This is a genomic window from Rhodopseudomonas rhenobacensis (assembly GCF_014203125.1).
GTDB lineage: Bacteria > Pseudomonadota > Alphaproteobacteria > Rhizobiales > Xanthobacteraceae > Rhodopseudomonas_A > Rhodopseudomonas_A rhenobacensis.
Genome location: NZ_JACHIH010000046.1, coordinates 1 through 20,038 on the forward strand (window position 1 = coordinate 1; position 20,038 = coordinate 20,038).

The 20,038-nt window shown below is 66.6% G+C and carries 17 protein-coding genes; 4 read left to right on the plus strand and 13 right to left on the minus strand.

The window, feature by feature from the left end; all coding sequences use genetic code 11:
- Window positions 1-121 precede the first annotated feature (121 nt).
- Window positions 122-661: an adenine phosphoribosyltransferase gene (locus HNR60_RS22425; protein ID WP_041802201.1), complete on the minus strand. Its 540-nt coding sequence runs from the start codon at window positions 659-661 to the stop codon at window positions 122-124.
- A 55-nt stretch (window positions 662-716) separates the two neighbouring features.
- The gene (locus HNR60_RS22430) at window positions 717-2,879 is read right to left on the minus strand and encodes an anthranilate synthase component I (protein WP_184262333.1); all 2,163 of its coding nucleotides are present in this window, start codon (window positions 2,877-2,879) and stop codon (window positions 717-719) included.
- Between the two features lie 355 nt (window positions 2,880-3,234).
- Between HNR60_RS22430 and HNR60_RS22435 the strand changes: the two genes are divergently transcribed.
- Window positions 3,235-3,441 carry a type II toxin-antitoxin system HicB family antitoxin gene (locus HNR60_RS22435; RefSeq protein ID WP_184262335.1) on the plus strand — a complete coding sequence of 69 codons (207 nt, stop codon included), beginning with the start codon at window positions 3,235-3,237 and terminating at the stop codon, window positions 3,439-3,441.
- Between the two features lie 80 nt (window positions 3,442-3,521).
- Here the strand turns inward: HNR60_RS22435 and HNR60_RS22440 are convergent, their stop codons facing one another.
- From HNR60_RS22440 to HNR60_RS22475, 8 genes are all read right to left on the minus strand, one after another.
- Window positions 3,522-3,740, minus strand: a complete 219-nt coding sequence (locus HNR60_RS22440; protein ID WP_184262337.1) for an alkylphosphonate utilization protein — start codon at window positions 3,738-3,740, stop codon at window positions 3,522-3,524.
- Window positions 3,741-3,913: 173 nt separating this feature from the next.
- Window positions 3,914-4,603 (minus strand): OmpW/AlkL family protein, encoded by a 690-nt coding sequence (locus HNR60_RS22445; RefSeq protein ID WP_184262339.1) that lies wholly within the window; start codon window positions 4,601-4,603, stop codon window positions 3,914-3,916.
- A gap of 267 nt (window positions 4,604-4,870) precedes the next feature.
- Window positions 4,871-5,152, minus strand: a complete 282-nt coding sequence (locus HNR60_RS22450) for a hypothetical protein (RefSeq protein WP_430695026.1) — start codon at window positions 5,150-5,152, stop codon at window positions 4,871-4,873.
- A gap of 251 nt (window positions 5,153-5,403) precedes the next feature.
- Entirely contained in the window at window positions 5,404-7,314 is a 1,911-nt protein-coding gene (locus tag HNR60_RS22455) for a propionyl-CoA synthetase (RefSeq protein ID WP_184262341.1), read from the minus strand.
- A gap of 130 nt (window positions 7,315-7,444) precedes the next feature.
- The gene (locus tag HNR60_RS22460) at window positions 7,445-8,221 is read right to left on the minus strand and encodes a lysozyme inhibitor LprI family protein (protein ID WP_184262343.1); all 777 of its coding nucleotides are present in this window, start codon (window positions 8,219-8,221) and stop codon (window positions 7,445-7,447) included.
- 286 nt (window positions 8,222-8,507) lie between these two features.
- Window positions 8,508-8,882 carry a DUF1850 domain-containing protein gene (locus HNR60_RS22465; protein WP_184262345.1) on the minus strand — a complete coding sequence of 125 codons (375 nt, stop codon included), beginning with the start codon at window positions 8,880-8,882 and terminating at the stop codon, window positions 8,508-8,510.
- Window positions 8,879-10,996 (minus strand): TRAP transporter permease, encoded by a 2,118-nt coding sequence (locus HNR60_RS22470; protein ID WP_184262347.1) that lies wholly within the window; start codon window positions 10,994-10,996, stop codon window positions 8,879-8,881. Before HNR60_RS22470 ends, HNR60_RS22465 begins: the two co-directional genes overlap by 4 nt.
- A gap of 344 nt (window positions 10,997-11,340) precedes the next feature.
- Entirely contained in the window at window positions 11,341-12,288 is a 948-nt protein-coding gene (locus HNR60_RS22475; protein ID WP_184262349.1) for a TAXI family TRAP transporter solute-binding subunit, read from the minus strand.
- Window positions 12,289-12,464: 176 nt separating this feature from the next.
- On the opposite strand from HNR60_RS22475, the gene HNR60_RS22480 reads away from it, so the two are divergent.
- On the plus strand, window positions 12,465-13,727 hold the full coding sequence (locus HNR60_RS22480) for an MFS transporter (protein ID WP_184262351.1): 1,263 nt from the start codon (window positions 12,465-12,467) through the stop codon (window positions 13,725-13,727).
- A 249-nt stretch (window positions 13,728-13,976) separates the two neighbouring features.
- Window positions 13,977-15,185 (plus strand): EAL domain-containing response regulator, encoded by a 1,209-nt coding sequence (locus HNR60_RS22485; protein WP_184262353.1) that lies wholly within the window; start codon window positions 13,977-13,979, stop codon window positions 15,183-15,185.
- Window positions 15,186-15,198: 13 nt separating this feature from the next.
- On the opposite strand, the gene HNR60_RS22490 is transcribed toward HNR60_RS22485, so the two are convergent.
- Window positions 15,199-15,672 carry a hypothetical protein gene (locus tag HNR60_RS22490; RefSeq protein WP_430695027.1) on the minus strand — a complete coding sequence of 158 codons (474 nt, stop codon included), beginning with the start codon at window positions 15,670-15,672 and terminating at the stop codon, window positions 15,199-15,201.
- A gap of 252 nt (window positions 15,673-15,924) precedes the next feature.
- Between HNR60_RS22490 and HNR60_RS22495 the strand changes: the two genes are divergently transcribed.
- Entirely contained in the window at window positions 15,925-16,236 is a 312-nt protein-coding gene (locus HNR60_RS22495; protein WP_184262357.1) for a hypothetical protein, read from the plus strand.
- Between the two features lie 199 nt (window positions 16,237-16,435).
- Here HNR60_RS22495 and shc read toward each other — a convergent pair whose 3' ends face one another.
- On the minus strand, window positions 16,436-18,505 hold the full coding sequence (shc, locus tag HNR60_RS22500; protein WP_184262359.1) for a squalene--hopene cyclase: 2,070 nt from the start codon (window positions 18,503-18,505) through the stop codon (window positions 16,436-16,438).
- A gap of 248 nt (window positions 18,506-18,753) precedes the next feature.
- Window positions 18,754-19,935 carry a hypothetical protein gene (locus HNR60_RS22505; protein ID WP_184262362.1) on the minus strand — a complete coding sequence of 394 codons (1,182 nt, stop codon included), beginning with the start codon at window positions 19,933-19,935 and terminating at the stop codon, window positions 18,754-18,756.
- Between the last annotated feature and the right edge of the window lie 103 nt (window positions 19,936-20,038).

The window sequence follows — 20,038 nt, forward strand, 5'->3', positions numbered from 1 at the left end:
CGCACTCCTCCAACCGCACTCCTGCGCAGCGATCGCGACACATCATATCGCCGAGAGCCGCCAATCGAATAGCTTCACAGGCTCTCAGGATGACGCAGAACCGCGTGAACGGCAGCGCCGCTCAGTGGCCCTCGAACTCCATCAGCGCGCGGACCGGCACGCCCATGTCGCGGATCTTGGCGGCGCCGCCGAGCTCCGGCAGGTCGATGATGAAGCAGGCCGCGACGATCTCGGCGCCGGTCTGCCGCAACAGCTTGATGGCGCCTTCCGCGGTGCCGCCGGTGGCGATCAGGTCGTCGACCAGGATCACGCGCTCGCCGGGCTTGATGGCGTCGACGTGCATCTCGATGATGTCGGAGCCGTATTCCAGCGCGTAGGACATGCTCACCGTGGTGTGCGGCAGCTTGCCCTTCTTGCGGATCGGCACGAAGCCCGACGACACCTGGTGCGCGATGGCGCCGCCGATGATGAAGCCGCGCGCCTCGATGCCGGCGACCTTGTCGATCTTGGAGCCGGCCCAGGGCTGCACCAATTCGTCGATCGCGCAACGGAACGAGCGGGCGTCACCGAGCAGCGTGGTGATGTCGCGGAACAGGATGCCGGGCTTCGGATAGTCCGGGATGGTGCGAACGCTGGCCTTGAGATCGTAGGCGATGGTCATCGGTGGGGCTTTCACTGCTGCGACGGTCATTGCAAAGGTCCTTTTCGCCGCAAGGTCAATTGGCCGGAAGGCCAAGCCGGAAGGCGTTTTCGACGATCCGCAGGCCGACCTCGCCGCCGAGCGACATCAGCGATTCGGGGTGAAACTGCACGCCGCCGACCGGCAAGGTCTTGTGTTCGATCACCATGGCGATGCCGTCCTCGGTGGCGGCGGTGACCGCCAGCACCTCGGGCATGCTGTCCTGTTCGACATAGAGCGAGTGATAGCGGCCGATCACGATCTCATTCGGCAGACCACGCATCAGCCGGCCGCCGTGAACCTGGACCCGCGAGGGGCGGCCGTGCGCCGGCTGCGCCAACTGCCCGAGATGGCCGCCGAAATATTCGCCCATCGCCTGCACGCCGAGGCACACCCCGAAGATCGGCATGTTCTTCTGCAGCCCGGCGTCGATCGTCGCCTTGATCTTGAAGTCCTCCGGCCGGCCGGGACCGGGCGACAGCACGAGAAGATCGTAGTCGTTCTTGGCCAGCATCGGCAGCGCATGGATGTAGCGCACCACGGTGACCTGAGCGCCGACCTGACGGAAATAATCCGCCAGCATGTGCACGAAAGAGTCGTCGTGATCGATCAGCAGCACTTTCTTGCCGGAGCCGGAAGCGTCCGGCGCCAGCGCCGACAGCCGCTTCGGCGGATCGCCACGCAGCGCCTGGAACAAGGCCGCGGCCTTGGTCTGGCATTCCTTCTCTTCGGCGACCGGATCGCTATCGAACAACAGCGTGGCGCCGACCCGGACTTCGGCGAGGCCGTCCTTCATCCGGATGGTGCGGATGGTGAGGCCGGTGTTGATGCTGCCGTCGAAATTCACGCAGCCGATCGCGCCGGCGTACCAGCGGCGCGACGAGCGCTCATGGTCCTCGACGAACTGCATCGCCCACAGTTTCGGCGCCCCGGTCACCGTCACCGCCCAGGCGTGGGTCAGGAAGGCGTCGAGCGCATCAAAGCCCGGCCGCAACATGCCCTCGACGTGGTCGACGGTGTGGAACAGTTTTGAATAGGTTTCGATCTGCCGGCGGGCGAGAACCTTGATGGTGCCCGGCACGCAGACCCGCGCCTTGTCGTTGCGGTCGACGTCGGTGCACATGTTGAGTTCGAATTCGTCTTTTTCCGAATTCAGCAATTGCCGGATCTGCTCGGCGTCGCCGATGGCGTCGACGCCGCGCGCGATGGTGCCGGAGATCGGGCAGGTCTCGATGCGGCGGCCGTCCGAGCGCACGAACATCTCCGGCGACGCCGCCACCAGGAATTCGCCGTCGCCGAGATTCATCAAGGCGCCGTAGGGCGACGGATTGATCCGGCACAGCCGCTGGAACACTTCGGCCGGCGAACGCTCGCAGGGCTCGGCGAACAATTGCCCGGGCACCGCCTCGAACAGATCGCCGCGGGCGAACGCGGCGCGGGCGACGTCCACCGTGGCCTGGTATTCGCCGGGCGCGTGATCGGCAAAGCCCTGCCGCGCGGTCTTGGCATAGACGCTGTCCGGGGTGTCGTGCGACAGCCCCTCGGTTGAGCGGCTGTTCCAGGAAAACTCGTAGGCCAGATGCACGCCGCGCCCGGTGGCACGGTCATAGGCCAACAGCCGGTCCGGCACGTACAGCACGATGTCGCGCTGGTCGGCTTCGCGGGCGCGCTTTTGCTTCAAATCCTCGAACTGGAACACGAGGTCGTAGGCGAAGGCGCCGAACAGCCCGAGCATCGGATCGTCCGGCGAGCCGAACGCCGCCACCAGAGCGCGGACCAGCGACATCATGCTGGCGCGCCGGGTGCGCTGCTCCTCGTCGACCGGCGCCTCGCCGCGGACGATATGACCGTCGATCTGCCGGGCGGCGACCTTGTCGATCACCGCGCAGGGCTCCTGCAGGGTGTCGGCGAGGAACGCCAGCAGCACCTCGCCGCGGGCGTTCAGCGCGGTCAGTGCGAATTTCTCGCCGGTGGAGACCAGCCGCAGCGGCGGATCGGCGAAGCCGAGGTCGAAGCTCTCATAGCGGCCGGGCACCGTGGTGCCGGACGACAGCACCACGCCGGGGCGGTGGTCGAGCAGGTCGATCAGGTTGTCGAGCGCGTCGCCGCCGGTGAAATGCTGCACGCTGCGCGTCACCGCGAGCCCGGCCTGGCTGCGATAATCGCTGCGGGCGGGCAGCGCGAATACGGTTCGGTTCATTGGTCCTCGCTCCTTAAACTCTGGCCTTGTCGCAAAACTCGACTTTGCGGAGGGCTGGGAACGCAGGGCAAACAAACAAAAGGCCGTCGCACTGCGTTGACGGCCTTGACGATTGGAAAAATGGAAATCGCACCGGCCACCTTCAGAAGGTGGGCCACCAGAGACGGGAAAGGCGGGCTGCCGTGCGCATGGCGGCTAAACCATCACCCAAGGCTCGCGATGTCAAGGCCCGCGCGGCGTGGGTGGGCCCCGACCAAAGGGGGAGAGCAGGAGACGCTCGCCGGGCGTTCGCTCGTCCGGCTTGCAAGGCGGTGCGGGATCACTAGGCTCCTGCCAGCCTAAAGGAGCGACGCTGATGCGCTACGCCGTTGTGATCGAACAGGCGGAAGGCAATTATTCGGCCTATGTGCCGGACCTGCCGGGCTGCGTCGCCACCGCCGACAGCGTTGCGGCGGTCGAGACCGAAATCCGTGACGCCATCCGGTTTCACATCGACGGCTTGAAAGAGGACGGCCTGCCGGTGCCCGCTGCGACCAGCGTCGCGGATTACGTCGAGACCTAGCTGACGCCCGCGGATCGCGAGCGGACATCCTCATGGTTCGAGACGGCGCTGCGCGCCTCCTCACCATGAGCCCCCTGCCCTCACGCCTTCTTCAGAAACTCGGTGCGCAGCACCAGGCCTTTGACCTTGTCGGTGCGGCCTTCGATTTCGGCCGGATCGTCGGTGAGGTGGATGTTCTTGATCACGGTGCCGCGCTTCAGCACGGTGGAGGAGCCCTTCAGCTTCAGATCCTTGATCAGCGTGACGGTGTCGCCCTCGGCGAGCAGCGCGCCGTTGGAATCCCTGACCTTGATGTCCATGTGGTGTCCTCGTGGCGCCGCGCGCAATGGATGTGAGTTCGCGGCACCAAAGCCGAAGTTCCTTGCAGATGCAATGGGAGGGAGATCGCAGACGTCATCCCCGAGCGGGCAAGACACGCAACAAAAAACGGGGCGGATTGCTCCGCCCCGCGCCGTCCTTGCTTCTGGAACGCTCAGAACTTGTAGGTGATGCCGGTGCCGATCAGCCACGGATCGAGGTTGACCTTGCCGCTGACCGGCAGGCCGCCGGCGGTGCCGTTCCACTCCGGACGCAGCCACAGCTTCTTGACGTCGACGTTGAAGCCCCAATGGTTGTTGATCATGTAGTCGAAGCCGATCTGCGCCACCGGCGCCGCGGCGTCCTTGAGGTGGCTGTCGGTGACGAGGCCGCCGCCCGCCGACTGGCTGAAGAAGAACGTGTAGTTCACGCCGGCGCCGATATAGGGCTTGAAGGCGCCGAAATCGGTGAAGTGATATTGCAGCGTCAGGGTCGGCGGCAGCAGCCAGGACTTGCCGACGTCGACGCCGGCCAGCGCGCCGGTGCCGGTGACGTGGTTCTTGGTGACGCCGAGGATCAATTCAGCGGCGATGTTGCGGGTGAAGAAATACGAAATGTCGAGCTCGGGCACCACGACGTCGGAGGTGGCGAGGCCGGAGCCGGGGACCTGATCGACATAGCCGGAATCCCGGGTGACGACGCCGAGCGCGCGCAGCCGGATCATCCACGGATTCCACGCTTCCACGGCCGGCGCCTTGTAGAACGGCTTGCCGGCCGGCATGTCGGCGGCCTCGGCGGTCGTCGAAAGTCCATTCAGCGCCGTCGCCATCATCAGCGCCGACATCGCAACCAAAAGCTTCTTCATTCCCAGCCCCTGTCAAAACAAAATTACGTGCGCGGACGCGCATGCGGGCGGGAACCAGCGCCGGAAGAGTTTGCGCGCGTTTGATCTAGATCAAATCGGCGGTGTTTTGGTGCTGCCGTGGCGGCATTGTCACAGACGCTGCGAGCTACTTGCAGCAGCACGACGCCGCGGGGTTCGCGCGGCGTGGGGACTAAGACCAAAGGCTGAAAGGCAGCCTCCACGCGTTCGGCTGCTGAGTCGCGGCAATTCCCAGCGCTGCGCGCGGGCTTACGGCCGGTCGGGGTGGTCCATCATGAACTCGCCGAGATTGCGCTGCGCGCGGTTGGCGCGGGTGATGGCGTTGCTGCGCTGGACGTCGCGGTTCTTGCGGCAGTTCACGTAATCGGTGGAGCCCACCGCGACATTGTTGGCGCGGCAGAATTCGTCGTCGTCGCCCATATTGGCGGCGGCCGGCACGTCGTTGCGGGTGGCGCAGGCGGACAGCGCCAGCGCCGCCAGCAGCAGCGCGAGCGTCGGCATCAAGGCGGGGCGCGTCGGAATGTCTTGCATCAGAAGTTTGATCCAGCCGGAATGAAGCGGTGCGGCGGCGGCAGCACGCCCCCTCTCCCATGGGGAGAGGGTTGGGGTGAGGGGGTAAGACCTATCGAGAGGCGAACCCCCCTCACCCGGCCCGGCTTCGCTGCGCCGGACCGACCTCTCCCCTATGGGAGAGGTGAAGATCGGTGCGCGCGGCGGAAGCCTTCCCTCATCCGGGCCTAGTGGGTCCGGATTGCGGGTTTTCTAAGTCAGCCGCACCGGCCTCAGCCGTGGCTCTTCAGCGCGTCGCTGATCTCGTCGAGCGCTTTCGGATCCTCGATGGTCGCCGGCATCGCCCATTCCTCGCCGTCGGCGATCTTCTTGATCGTGCCGCGAAGAATCTTGCCGGAGCGGGTCTTCGGCAGCCGGCCGACCGTGATGGCGAGCTTGAACGCCGCGACGGGTCCCAGCTTGTCGCGCACCAATTTGACCACTTCCTTCTCGATGGTGGCGGCGTCGCGGGTGACGCCGGCCTTCAAGACCAGGAAGCCGCACGGCACCTCGCCCTTGATGCTGTCGTTGATGCCGAGCACCGCGCATTCGGCGACGTCGGGATGCGAGGCCAAGATCTCCTCCATGCCGCCGGTTGAGAGCCGGTGGCCGGCGACGTTGATGATGTCGTCGGTGCGGCCCATCACGAAGACGTAGCCGTCCTCATCCATGTAGCCGGCGTCGGAGGTCTTGTAGTAGCCGGGGTAATCGATGAAGTAGCTTTCGCGGCAGCGCTCGTCCTGCTGCCACAGCGTCGGCAGATTGCCGGGCGGCAGCGGCAGCTTGATCACGATCGAGCCCATGGTGCCGACCGGCACCGGATGGCTGCCCTCGTCGACCACCTTGATGTCGTAGCCCGGCATCGGCACGGTCGGCGAGCCGTGCTTGACCGGCAACAGCCCGAGGCCGACCGGGTTGCCGGCGATGCACCAGCCGGTCTCGGTCTGCCACCAATGGTCGATCACCGGCACGTGCAGCATCTGCTCGGCCCATTCCACCGTCGGCGGATCGGCGCGCTCGCCGGCCAGGAACAGGGTGCGCAGCTTCGACAGATCGTACTTGCCGAAGAAGGTGCCGTCCGGGTCTTCCTTGCGGATGGCGCGGAACGCGGTCGGCGCGGTGAACAGCGCCACCGCGCCGTAATCGGCGATCACCCGCCAGAACGCGCCGGCGTCCGGGGTGCCGACCGGCTTGCCCTCGTACATGATCGAGGTCGCGCCGTGGATCAGCGGGCCATAGATGATGTAGCTGTGGCCGACCACCCAGCCGATGTCGGACGCGCACCACCACACCTCGCCGGGCTTCACGCCGTAGAGATTTTCCATCGTCCATTTCAGCGCGACGAGATGGCCGCCATTGTCGCGCACCACGCCCTTCGGCTTGCCGGTGGTGCCGGAGGTGTAGAGGATATACAGCGGGTCGGTGGCTTCGACCGCCACGCAGTCGGCGGTCTTGCCGGCGGCCAGCGCCGCTTCGCGCAAACTGGCCCAGTCGTGATCGCGCCCGGGCGTGAGGTCGCAGGCCTGCTGCGGCCGCGCCAGGATGATGCAGGCCTGCGGCGGCGCGCTGGACAGCGCGATGGCGTCGTCGAGCAGCGGCTTGTACTTGACGATGCGGCCGGGCTCGATGCCGCAGCTCGCCGACAGGATCAGCTTCGGCTTGGCGTCGTCGATCCGGGTCGCAAGTTCTTTCGACGCGAAGCCGCCGAACACCACCGAATGCACCGCGCCGATCCGCGCGCAGGCCAGCATCGCCACCATCGCCTCCGGCACCATCGGCATATAGAGGATGACGCGGTCGCCCTTCACGACGCCGAAATCCTGCATCACCGCGGCGAGCGTGGTGACTTCCTGCAACAGCTGCGCGTAGGTCAGCTTGGTGACGGTGCCGGTGAGCGGCGAATCGTGGATCAGCGCCAGCTGATCGCCGCGGCCGCGTTCGACGTGGCGATCCAGCGCATTGTAGCAAGTATTGACTTGGGCGCCGGCGAACCAGCGGCCGTACAGTCCGAGCGAAGCGTCGAACACCTTGTCGGCGGGCTTGATCCAATCGATCTCACGCGCCGCCTCGCCCCAGAAACCTTCCGGGTCGGCGAGCGATCGGGCGTGGACCTCGCGATAGCGGCTGTTTTCATGGATATTCATGGCGCGTTCTCCCCTGGCATTGGCGGTTTGCCGCCATCTCCGGCTTTTAGCCGGCGTTAGCAACCCCGCCTTTGTTCCTAATCAACCACATCCGGCGGCGGCGCGGCGGTTTTTCGGCTGATCGGGCGGGCTAATCGGCCTTGCCGGCGAGCAATTGCTGCAGCCGGGCCTGCATCACGCCGCGTAGCTGATCCTTGGAGCGGCCGAACGCCGCATCTCGGGCGGCTATGAAGTCCTGCTGCGCGCGTTGCACGGCGCGGCGCGAGCCCGCTCCTGATACCACTCCGGCCACCGCCTGGCGCAGCTGCGCCTGATACGCGGCGTCGATCGCGCGGTCGAGATCGGCGAGGTCCGGATCGGCGCAGATCGCCTTCTGCACCGCGCGCCTCGCGGTCTTGCAGTCGAAGCTCGGCTTGCCCTTCAATGCGAGTTCTGCACCGAGCCGCTCCAACTCCTGCGCCAGCGACTTGGCGTTGGCGCGCGCCGCCTGGTGCTGCGGGTCGTGTTTGAGCGCGGCGGTGAAGTCCGCCAGCGCGCCGCGGCGGTTGCCCTGGCGGCGGCGCAGCTCGCCGCGGGCATTGAAGCCGTCGGCCTTCGTGGCGTCGAGCCCGAGCGCTGCGTCGTAGTCGGCGAGCGCGCGGTCGGGCTGCTGCTTGCGATCGAACGCCGCGGCGCGGGCCAGCAGCGCCTTGACGCGGTCGGGCTTCGCGGTCCTGTGCTGATCGATCAGCGGCGTGCAGGCGGCGATGATCTTGTCGGCGTCGCCGTCGGTGGCGGCATTGACGCACGGCGCCGGATCGATCAGCGGATCGTCGTCCGGCTCGCTGACCGCGGCGAAGCTCGGCGAGCTTGCGAGGCTGAGCAGCGCGACGACGCTGAGCCCCGCGATGGTCAGGTAACGGCGCATCGAAATCGTCCTATCAGGTGGCAACGAGGTCATTGTGAATTCGGCATAGTTCCGGCGCCGACCTTGGTCGATGAGATCAATGGGAGTCGTGCCCCGGACGAAAGCGCAATACGCCGCTCTTGCGGCGTGGTGCGCTGCGGAGCCGGGGCCGTTACGGAGGCTGCCTTCGTAACGGTCCCGGTTCTGCGGAGCAGCGCGAAGGGCGCTGCTTCGCGCCCGGGACACGGCGCCTCATCAACGCTCGATGCCGGTGACCTAGCGCGATTCGTCGCGGGCGGGAAATTGGTTAGCGTTCACACGCGCTCAGCGTCGTGACATGCACGCCGACGTCGTGGCCGAGAATCTCGGACAACGTGGCGCAGCGCCCGCTTTCGCACAGCCGCCAGTCGCCGGCGGCGGCGGAATTTCCGAGCACCAATTCCGGCTGCGGGGCGCGATGCGGGTCCCATTGAAACCAGCCGTCGATCAAGCGGGCCTCGGGCGGCGGCTCCATGCCGGCGCCGAAACCCTTGATGCGCGCCTCGATCAATTGCAGGCCCTGCGGGGTGACGCGCCAGTCTTCCTGCCATGCGGTCTTTTCGATCGAATGGGTCCAGGCCAGCGTGAAGGCGGCTATAGCAAGCGTCTTCACCACCCCCGCCGAGGCCAGGCACAGGCTCACGCGTGTGCCACCTTGCGACGCGGCGGCCGCTGCCGCCATTGCCAGGCCACGATGGCGAGCGCGAGCGGGAAGCCGACCCAGTCGCTGTAGGGAAATTCGCCAAGCAGGCACAGCCCGCCCGCCAGCGCGACGATCCGCTCCAGCGCGCTCATCCGGGTGAACAGGAAGCCGATCGCCGCCATGCCGAACAGCCCGATCGCGACCAGCGCCTTCACCGTGGCATAGACCACCGCGCCGTAGAATCCGATCTTCGCCGCCATCGGATCGCCCGGCTGCAGCATCAAGGCCGGCGAATACACCGCGATGAACGGAATGACGTAGCCGGCGAGCGCGATCCGCATCGCCTCCCAGCCGATCTTGTCGGGATTTTCGCGGGCGATCGGCGCCGCCGCCAGAGCGGCCAGCGCCACCGGCGGCGACAGGTCCGCCATGATGCCGTAGTAGAACGCGAACATGTGGCTGACGATCAACGGCACGCCGAGATTCGCCAGCGCCGGCGCGGCCAGCGCGGCGGTGATGATGTAGGTCGGAATGGTCGGAATCCCGGTGCCGAGCAGGATCGACAGCAGCATGGTCATCACCAGCGCCAGGAACAGGCTGTGCTCGCCGAGCCCGATCACCCAGCCGCCGAAGATGGTGCCCACCCCGGTCTGCGTCATCATGCCGATGATGGTGCCGACGATGGCGCAGGCCATGCCGACGGTGAGCGCGGATTTGGCGCTGACCGCCAGCGAATCCCGGCAGGCGGCGAGCGTGTTGCGGCCGCCCTGGCTGAGGCTGGACAGCAGCACCAAACCGCCGACGATGCCGGCGATGGCGAAGATGTTGACGCCGTTGCGCGACACCACGCCGGCAATCAGCGCGAGGCCAATCCAGAAGATCACCCGCAGCGTCGTGCTGGAGACGCCGAGCACGATGCTGGCGCCCAGAATCAGCGCCACCGTCAGCGCCAGGCCCATAGTGCCGGCATAGAGCGGGGTGAAGCCTTCGAACAGCATGAAGATCAGCGCCGCCAGCGGCAACACCAGGTACCAGCCATGCACCAGCGCCTTCCAGGCGTTGGGGATCTCGTTCTTCTTCATGCCGACCAGGCCGTGCTTGCCGGCCTCGAGGTGCACCATCCAGAACGCGGAGGCGAAGTACAACATCGCCGGGATCACCGCGGCCTTGACGATCACCGAATAGTCGACGCCGAGCGTCTCCGCCATGATGAAGGCCACCGCGCCCATCACCGGCGGCATGATCTGGCCGCCCATCGAGGCGGTGGCCTCGACGCCGGCGGCAAAGGCGCGGCGATAGCCGAACCGGATCATCAAGGGAATGGTGAACTGGCCGACGGTGACGACGTTGGCGACGCCGGAGCCGGAGATGGTGCCCATCATGCCCGAGGCGAACACCGCGACCTTGGCGGGACCGCCGCGGGTGCCGCCGAACAGCCCGAGCGAGACGTCGGTGAACAACTGGATCATGCCGGCGCGTTCCAGGAACGAGCCGAACAGGATGAACAGGAAGATGTAGGTCGCCGAAACGTAGATCGGCACGCCGAAGAAGCCCTCGGTGCCGAACGACAGATGGGTGATGATCTGATCGAAGCCGTAGCCGCGATGGTTGAGCGGCGCCGGCAGATATTGCCCGAAGAACCAGTACAACAGGCACACGCCGCACATCAGCGGCAGCGCCAGCCCCATCAGCCGCCGCGTGCCCTCGAAGATCAGGATCGCCAGCAGCGTGCCGACCACCAGGTCGGTGTGGGTCGGATCGCCGTCGCGCGCGATCAGGTCGGCGTAGAAGATCCACTGATACAGCCCCAAGAGAAAACCGACGCCGCCGACCATCCAGCCGAGCGTGCGGCCGAGATTGCTCTTGGCGGTGAAGTTGCCGATCAGCCCGAAGGTCAACAGGATCAGGAAGCCGACATGGACGCCGCGCACCACCTGGCTCGGCAGCACGTTCCAGGCCGCGATCACCAGCTGGAAGGTCGCAAAGGCGATGCCGACCGCATAGGCCAGATGATCCCAGCCGCGCGGCCCAAAACCTTCCGGAAAGCCGTGTTCGAAATTGTCGAACTCGATTCGGCCGGGGATGTGGTCGGCGGTGGTTTCAGGCTGCAGCATGGGTCGTGTTCCTAGCTAGCAAAGGCTCGGTGATGTCTGCCGCCCCCGGCGGGAAATCCAACCAGGATTTCCGAAGTGGAGGCCCTTCTGAGAGGGAGGCCCTCTCCGCGTCATGGCCGGGCTTGTCCCGGCCATCCACGCCCACCAGCAATGCCTTGCCTGTTTTTCGTGGATGGCCGGGACAAGCCCGGCCATGACGTGTTGAGCGAAGTGCCCGATCGCGACATTTCCGGGCGTCGCGTTTGAACTCTGGCGCCCCCTCACCCGATGGCCGTCGCTTCGCGCCGACCATCGACCTCTCCCCGCAAGCGGGGAGAGGTGAATCAGTGCCTGACGTTCTCGCCCTACTTGATCAATCCCTTTTCCTTGTAGTAGCGGATCGCGCCGGGATGCAGCGGCACCGGGCTGCCGGTGGCGGCACCCTCGAGCTTGATCTCGCGGCCGGCGGCGTGGGCGTTGGCGAGTTCGGGCAGATTGTCGAAGATCAGCTTGGTCATCTGATAGGCGACGTCGTCGGACACCGCCGAGGAGGTCACCAGATAGTTGATCACCGCCGCGGTCGGCACGTCCTTGTCCTGGCCCTTGTAGGTGCCGGACGGAATCGTCGCCGCAACGAACGGCGGGCCGATCTTGTCGACCACCTCCTTGGGCACCGACACCACGGTGATCTCGCTGGAATTGCTCAGGTCCTTCAGCGAGGCGACGCCGAGGCCGGCGGACTGCAGCGTAGCGGTGAGCTGGCGGTTCTTCATCAGGTCGACGGACTCGGCGAACGGCAGGTATTCCACCTTGCCGATATCCTTGTAGTCCATCCCGGCGGCCTTCAGGATGGCGCGGGAATTGAGTTCGGTGCCGGATTTCGGCGCGCCGACCGAGAGACTCTTGCCCTTCAGATCGGCCAGCGTCTTGATGCCCGACTCGGCGGTGGCGACGATCTGGATGTAGTTCGGATAGATCGCGCCGATCACCCGCAATTTGTCGAGCTTGCTCTTGAAGCCGGCTTCCTCGTCGCCTTCCCACGCCGCCTTCAAGGAATCGCCGAGCGAAAACGCGATCTCGCCAGAGCCGCGCTGCAGCAGCACCAGGTTCTCCACCGAGGCCTTGGTAGCCTGCACCTGGGTTTTTACGCCCGGAATCTTGTCGCCGTAGATTTTGCCGATCGCGACGCCGAGCGGGTAGTACACCCCGGACGTTCCGCCGGTCAGAATATTGATGAATTGTTGGGCACGGGCCTGCGGGGCCGACAGAACACACGCGGCCATCACGACAGCGCCGAGCAACCTGGACTTCATGAGCGGTCTTCTCCCTTGGATTTGGCTTAGCTTCGACGTCGAGCTTTTCGGCGAAGGTGGACGGATCGACGGCCGCGGTCAAGGCGTCCGATCGGACCAGCCCGGACGCCGCTGCGGAACCCGTTGCCGTCCGGGCTGTTGCCGCAACAGCTTTCAAGACAACCGCCGAGGCCGATGTGCCGCAGCAAGAGACCACCGCCCGGCGCCCGCTCGACGCCTTGAACTTCTTCCTGGCCGACGTCCGCGACGGCCTCGGCCCCTATCTGTCGATCTATCTGCTGACCGAACAGAAGTGGGACCAGGCCTCGATCGGCGTGGTGATGGCGGTGGCGGCGATAGCCGGCATCGTCGCGCAGACCCCGGCCGGCGCGCTGATCGATGCCAGCAAGGCGAAGCGGGCGCTGATCGTGATCGCCGCGGTCGCGGTGACGCTGGCCTCTGTGGTGCTGCCGCTCATCACGAGCTTCGCCGCGGTGGCGGCGACCCAGGCGGTGGCCGCGATCGCCGGCGCGGTCTTTCCACCGGCGATCGCCGCGGTGACGCTCGGCATCGTCGGGCCGCGCGCCTTTGCGCGGCGGATCGGCCGCAACGAGGCGTTCAACCACGCCGGCAACGCCGCCGCCGCGACGCTCGCCGGCATCTTCGCCTATGGCTTCGGGCCGATCGTGGTGTTCTGGCTGCTCGCGGTGATGGCGCTTTGCAGCATCCTGGCAACGCTGGCGATCCCGGCCGATGCGATCGACGACGCGGTGGCGCGCGGGCTCGTCTCCGGGGCCGAGGCAGATCACCGCGCCGGTCAGCCGTCGGGTTTCACGGTGCTGCTGAGCAATAAACCGCTGCTGATCTTCGCGGTGGCGACCGTGCTGTTTCACTTCGCCAACGCCGCCATGCTGCCGCTGGTCGGGCAGAAGCTGGCGCTCGCCAACAAGGAGCTCGGCACCACGCTGATGTCGCTGTGCATCGTCGCGGCGCAGCTGGTGATGGTGCCGGTGGCGATGCTGGTCGGCCACAAGGCGGATGTGTGGGGCCGCAAGCCGATCTTCGCGGTGGCGCTCGGCGTGCTGGCGCTGCGCGGCGCACTCTATCCGCTGTCGGACAATTCCTATTGGCTGGTCGGCGTGCAGCTGCTCGACGGCGTCGGCGCCGGCATCTTCGGCGCACTGTTTCCGCTGGTGGTCGCCGACCTCACCCGCGGCACCGGGCATTTCAACATCAGCCAGGGCGCAATCGCCACCGCGGCCGGGCTCGGCGGCGCGCTGAGTAGCGCCGCAGCCGGCATGATCGTGGTCGCGGCGGGCTACTCGGCGGCGTTTCTGTTTCTCGCCGCGGTCGCGGTCGCGGGCGCGGCGCTGGCGCTGTTTCTGATCGCGATGCCGGAAACCGCGCCGGGCGGCCGAGCGCTGGTCGGCAGCAAACTGTCGGCACAGCCGTCGCCTTGACGGCCGTCCGATATCGCCGTTGCGTCGTCGCGGCCGCGCGGCAACGGCGAAAAGCGCTGTGCAAACCGATGCGTCGGCAACGCTGTTCCTAAATGGGGCAGCGGCGCAGCCGGGCAGCACAACTCATTCAAATTTGAATCGCTGTGTCGGGTTTAACCCTACTGGCGACTTCATGAGGACATCTCAAAGATTCCATAATTTAATCCGCCGCGACTACGTAGAACGAAACCCGACTTTCGGGGGACTTCTATGACAAATGCGAACCTTAGGGGAGCACAGCTGGCGACGTTCGGGCGGCGAAAGGTGGCGCCGCGGGCCTGCATCGCCGATAGCAAGCCGCACTTGCGAACCTTCCTCGCCGAAGCGCTCGAAGACCTCGGCTTCATCACCGGCGAATGCGCCAAGGCGGAGGACTTCGCCGCCGCGCTCGATCAGCACCTGCCGGATCTGGTGGTGCTCGGCTCGTCGATCGGCGGCGTCGAGGCCGGTCGCATCATCGAGATCCTCGCCGAACGCGGCTATGCCGGACACGTGCTGGCGATCAGCCCGCGCGAATCCGTCACCTCGACGGCGATCCAGCAGATGGGGCGGGAATTCGGCCTGTCGATGCTTCCGCCGCTGCAAACCCCGTTCAGCGCCGGCACGCTGCATCAGGGCGTGGCGATGTTGTTGCCGCCGGAGCCGGTGCCGAGCCCGGCGGTCGACGTCGCCGAGGCGTTGAAGGCGGGCTGGCTCGAATTGTGGTATCAAAACAAGGTCGACCTGCGCACCTTGCTGCCGTGCGGCGCCGAGGCGCTGGTGCGGATGCGGCATCCGACCTGGGGCGTGGTGCCGCCGGCGCATTTCATCCCGACCGACGACGATCAGCACTTCCGCACGCTGTCGGAATTCGTCATCAACCGCACCATCGCCGATTGGCACTATTTGCTGGAGCGGCACGGCGCGATCGATCTGTCGATCAACCTGCCGATCTCGTTTCTCGCCAACCGCGACGCGGTGCACGATCTGTGCAGCTGGATGCCGACGCATCCGGCGTTCCGCGGCCTGATCGTCGAGGTCGACGCCGCCGAGGTGATCGGCAACCTCGATCTATTGGTCGAGGTCGCCAAGCGGCTGCGGCTGCGCAACATCGCGATCGCGATCGACCGGCTCGGCACCGACTGGCCGGCGCTGATGGACCTGGCGACGTTTCCGTTCGTCGAATTGAAGGTCGATCGCGAACTGATCAACGGCTGCGCCGACGACCGGCTGAAGCAGACGGTGTGCCGCCGCATCGTCGAGCTCGCCGACGGCTATGGCGCGCGCACGGTGGCGACCGGGATCGAATCCCGTGCCGACCTCACCACGGTGCACGAGATCGGCTTCGACGTGGTGCAGGGCTATCTGCTCGGCAGGCCGTCCGGGCTGAAGAAATTCGCCCGCGGCGCCGCTTCGCAGCCGCTGCGGCTGCACGACTGAGCGGAGTCGCGAGTCAGTCGAACGTCATGTCGAGGCATTTGGCGACGTCGGAGCCGAGCCCCGAGCTGATGATGATGCAGCCGCGAATCTTCTGCGCGGTGTTGTCGCTGGCCCACACCGCGTAGCCGCCGGTGCCGAAGAACGAATTGGTATTCGGCGGCTCGGTCTCGGCGGCGTCGAACGAGTAGTTGGAATCGGTGTCGAACACCCGGGGCTTTTTGACGCAGCCGCCGTCGGTCTGCACGTTGAGGATTTCCTTGGTGTCGCGGGTCATCGACAGGCTGACGGTGCAGCGGAAATATTCCGAGCTGCGGACATTGAACAGATAGGCGAACGACCGGCAGGTGGCGGTGTTGAGCTTGCCGGCGCTGAAGCCGCGGCCGCAGGAAATCCGCTGGTTGCTGACCAGCTTGAACTCGTCGGCGAAGGCCGGCGCGGCCTGCGCCAGCAACCCAAGGACCAGACACCCCAGCACGATCTGACGCATTCGAATCATCCTTTCGCCGACGGTTCGCGGCGCACGCCAGTAGAGCATTTTCTGCGCCGGCGATATCCGGACCCCGGCACTTCTTTGCAGTCCGCCGGAGATTAGCGGCGGCGCGCCGGATGACAAAATCGCGAGCCGGCGCCGGCGAGGTTTGACGCCTCGCGCCCGTTCGTGATTTGTTCAAGAGCGACGCAAATCTGGCGTCATTTCTGTTGGTCATTGCGCTCGCAACCCACGAGGAGGCGCCGAAAAATGCAATCCGGATACGTCAAACCGCTGCTGGCCGCGGCGGCACTGTGCGCCGCATCGAGCGCGGCGCTCGCCCAGACCGCGCCGCCGGCCGCAACGCCGTGGGTGCTCGCCCCCGATATGGGCTACGCCTATGAGAGCAACGGCAAGACCTGGTCCTACAAGATGGGCACCAACAACGCCAAGGACCTGCTGAAAGGCGCCAAGAAGGTGCCGAAGAACACGCTGTTCTTCATCGGCACCAACGGCCAGCTCTACATGCGGAGCGGACCGTATCTGGAAGACGACGGCCGCTTCAAATTCGGCCCGGGCTAGCGACTTTTCGGGTTGGATTGATGCGCTTCAATATTCCCAGACTGTCATTCCGGGGCGCGAGCAGCTTTAGCCGCGAGCGAACCCGGAATCCATAACCCCTACAGGAGATATGGATTCCGGACTTGCTCGTTCTTCGAACTCGCAATCCGGAATGACGGCCGCGTTTGGGTTGGATGCTTCAATCTCAACCGAAAATGCTCTAGTCGCCGCGCGCAGCGGTGGAGCCGCGCTGCTGCAACAGCCGGCCCAGCGCCATCAGCGGGAAGTACTGGCGATACAGGTCGTAGCGCAGCATGAAGGAGCGCGACAGCTCCGGCCCCTGCATCAGCCGCTTCGACAACAGCGGGTCGTTCAGCTTGATGGTCTGGCCGACGCCGTAACCCGGAAAGCCGGTGCCGGTGTAGTGCGCTTCCTGCCAGGTGCCCTCGCGCTGGCTGTCGGCGAGATACAGCACGCCGCGCTCGATCGCGTCGCGGTCCTGTTCGCGGTTCGCCGCGAGCAGCCCCATCAGCGCCCAGGCGGTCTGCGACGCCGTCGCCGCGCCGCGTCCGGCCAGGTTGGCATCCATGTAGGAGCCGCAGCTTTCGCCCCAGCCGCCATTGTCCTGCTGCCGCGCCACCAGCCAGTCGCAGGCGCGCATGATGTAGGGCTGCCGCATGTCTTCGCCGATCGCCGCCAAGGCCGGCAGCACCGCGCCGGTGCCGTAGACGTAGTTGACGCCCCAACGGCCGAACCACGGGCCTTCCGGCTCCTGCTCGCGCTTCAGAAACGCGAGGCCGCGGACGACCGACGGGTGACTGCGCTCGATGCCGAGCTTGGCGAACGCCTCGAGGATGTGCGCGGTGACGTCGGCCGACGGCGGATCGAGCGCCTCGCCGAAATCGCAGAACGGAATCTTGGCGAGGATCTTCTGGTTGTTGTCCTTGTCGAAGGCGCCCCAGCCGCCTTGCCGGCACTGCATCGCCACCAGCCAGTCGACGCCGCGCTGGATTGCCGCGTCGATGCCTTCGGCCTGCCACTTCGGATCGCCGCGAAACGGCGCCAGCGCGATCAGCGCCACCGCGGTGTCGTCGGTGTCGGGATAGAAATTATTGGCGTATTCGAACGCCCAGCCGCCGGGTTCGACGCCGGGCAGCTTCACCGACCAGTCGCCGGGCACCCGTACCTGGCGTTGCAGCACCCAGCGCACCGCGCTGTCGATCTGCGCGGGATAGCGCCGGGCGAGCCCGGCGTCGTCGAGCGCCATCAGCGCCAGAATGGTGTCCCAGACCGGGCTGTTGGTGGCCTGGATGTAGGTCGCCTCGCCGACATCGACGCGCCAGCCGGGATCGTTCAGCGCGTCGAGCGCCTTCGCCATCACCGGGTGATCGAAGGCGTAGCCCTCGCGGTGCAGCGCCATCAGGCCGTAGATCCAGGGCGGCTGAATGCCGCCCCAGCCGCCGTCGTGATCCTGATGGCGGACGATCCATTCCACCACGTGGTTGAGCGCGCCGCGGCGCAGCCAGCCCGGGCCGCCGCGCCTGGCGCCCCAGCCCTGCAGCGCGTGCAACACGACATCGGCCTTGCGGAAGAAGGCATCCCACAAGCCGGCGCCGAACCGCGCCGGCAGATCGTAGTTGAAGCCGTCGCGGCCGTCCGGAAACAGCGCGTCGAGCCGGCTCTGCGGCGGCAGCGGCCGGCTCGGCCGGTGCGCCGACAGCACCGCGATCGGCATCAGGGTGGCGCGCGCCCATTGGGCGAAATTGTAGATCGAGAACGGAAACCAGGTCGGCAGCCAGATCACTTCCGGCGGAATGTTCGGGGTCTTCTCCCACGGCCACTCGCCGATCAGCGCCAGCCAGTAGCGGGTGAACACCCGGATGCTGCGCAGGCCGCCCTTGGCGATGATCCAGTCGCGCGCCTTGCGCAGCGGCTCCTCGTCGTCGCGATGGCCGAGCGAGCGCAGCGCCGCATAGGCTTCGACGGTGGCGTTGATGTCGCCGTGCGGCGCGTCGTGAAACACGTGCCAGGCGCCGTCGGGGCGCTGGGTGTCGAGCAAGGCGCGGCCGAGCCGGACCCGCAGCGGGTGATCCTCGAGGCCGAGAAACCACAGCGCCAGGCACCACTGCGCTTCCAGGCAGGCGTTGGTCTCGACGCGGCCGACCCAGTGGCCGTCGTGCTTCTGCCGCCCGATCAACCAGTCGGCGGCCTGCTCAACCGTGGCGTGCAGCGCCCCGTCGATGTTGCGCGGGGCGTCCGTGTGCAATGGCCAAGCCGAATCCGTAGTCATTCCCGTATCTCAACGGCGCTCAGGGTCTGCAAATGACGCGTGCCGGGCGACACGCGGCCCGCGAGCATCCCGGCCTGCAAATCGGTCCGGGATCGACCTCGGCTCTGCCGCCGGGGCGGCGGCGTGGGAGCCAGGATCGCCCACGGGCCCAGCGGCCAGTGCGGGCTGGTACACCAGAATGCAGAGGCCGTCAAAGCCGGTCGCGCCGGGCGTGTGCGCGCTGCGAACAGCGCTGCGTTGCGCCGAGTTCAGAACGCCGCGGCCAATTCGCGGGCGCCTGGGTTGTTGCTGTTGCTGTCCATCCGCGAGTCGGTGACCGCGAGCAGCTTCGCCACGGTGTTGTGCCGGATCGCCACCGGATTGCGCTCGTAGCCGCTGCGCTGGAAGAAATTCGCGGTCGGCACCTGCTCGCGCAGCTGTTGCGGCATCGTCACCATGTCGAGCCCGGTGCCGTCGCCGGTGAGATTCATCATCTCCAGTTCGGCGGCGCTGAGCGGGCGGCTGTAGCCCTTCTGCCGGGCGAACCGCACCGAGGTCAGAAGCTTGTGGACCTGCAGCAAGGGACCAACGTCAAGGTCCAGCACCATGGCGTGCACCGCCCAGCCCTGCGGCGTATTGCCGAGCTTCTCGTGTTCGCTCCACTGGTCCGGCACCGAGCGCGCGAACGCCACCATCCGCTTCACCACCGCGATCTTGCGATCCAGCGCCTGACGCTGTGGGCCGCTCAGCCGCGCCGCCTTCGCGGTCAATTCGGCGATGATGGCGTGGCCCTGCTCGGCCATCAGTTCGACGCTGTTGGTGGTGAGCAGCTGATTGTAGCCGATCGCGGTGGAGATCGCGCGCGAGCCGGGCCGTGATGCGCTGAGGCCCGACTGCATGTCGTGGCCGCCATTGCCGCCGGTCTCGAACGCATAGACCCGCACCGCCTGCTCGCGGGTCAATCCTGCGGCGAGCGCGGCGCGGGCATAGGCGCGCTTGAATTCGACTTCGGCTGAGGGACGCTGCGGCGCGAACTGATAATGTTGCGCGGCGGCCTGCACCAGATCCGCGACAAGCGGAATCGGTTTGCGCGCGCGGCCCGGCTCCGAGGGTTCCTGCGGCTGCGGATCGACCGGCCGCTTCGGGCCGTCGTAGATCGGCGGCTGCACCAGCACGTAGTCGTCGGGCGTGACCGGCTCGCCGTCGCGGCGCTTGGCGTTGCGGCCGCGCCGCTTCTCCGAGATCGCGCTCCAATAGGCGCTGGCGTCGGCCTCGTACTCCTGCCGCGCCGCCAGATAGTCCTGCAGCCGGGCGCGATATTCGGCGATCGCCTGCGGCGACGCCATCTGCGCCATCGCGTCGGCGGCGCCCCGGGGCGCGTCGTCGGCAAAGGCCGGCGAAGCCAGCAGCAGCAAGGCCAGGCCGAGCAGACGAATCGGAGAGGGTTTCATCCCGGTGTTTTAGCAAGCATGGCGCGCAAGTCAGCCCCGAACTGGCGCGACATCGCGACTCAGGCGGCGCTGGCGCGCGCCGCCGTGCGATGCCGATCGGTTC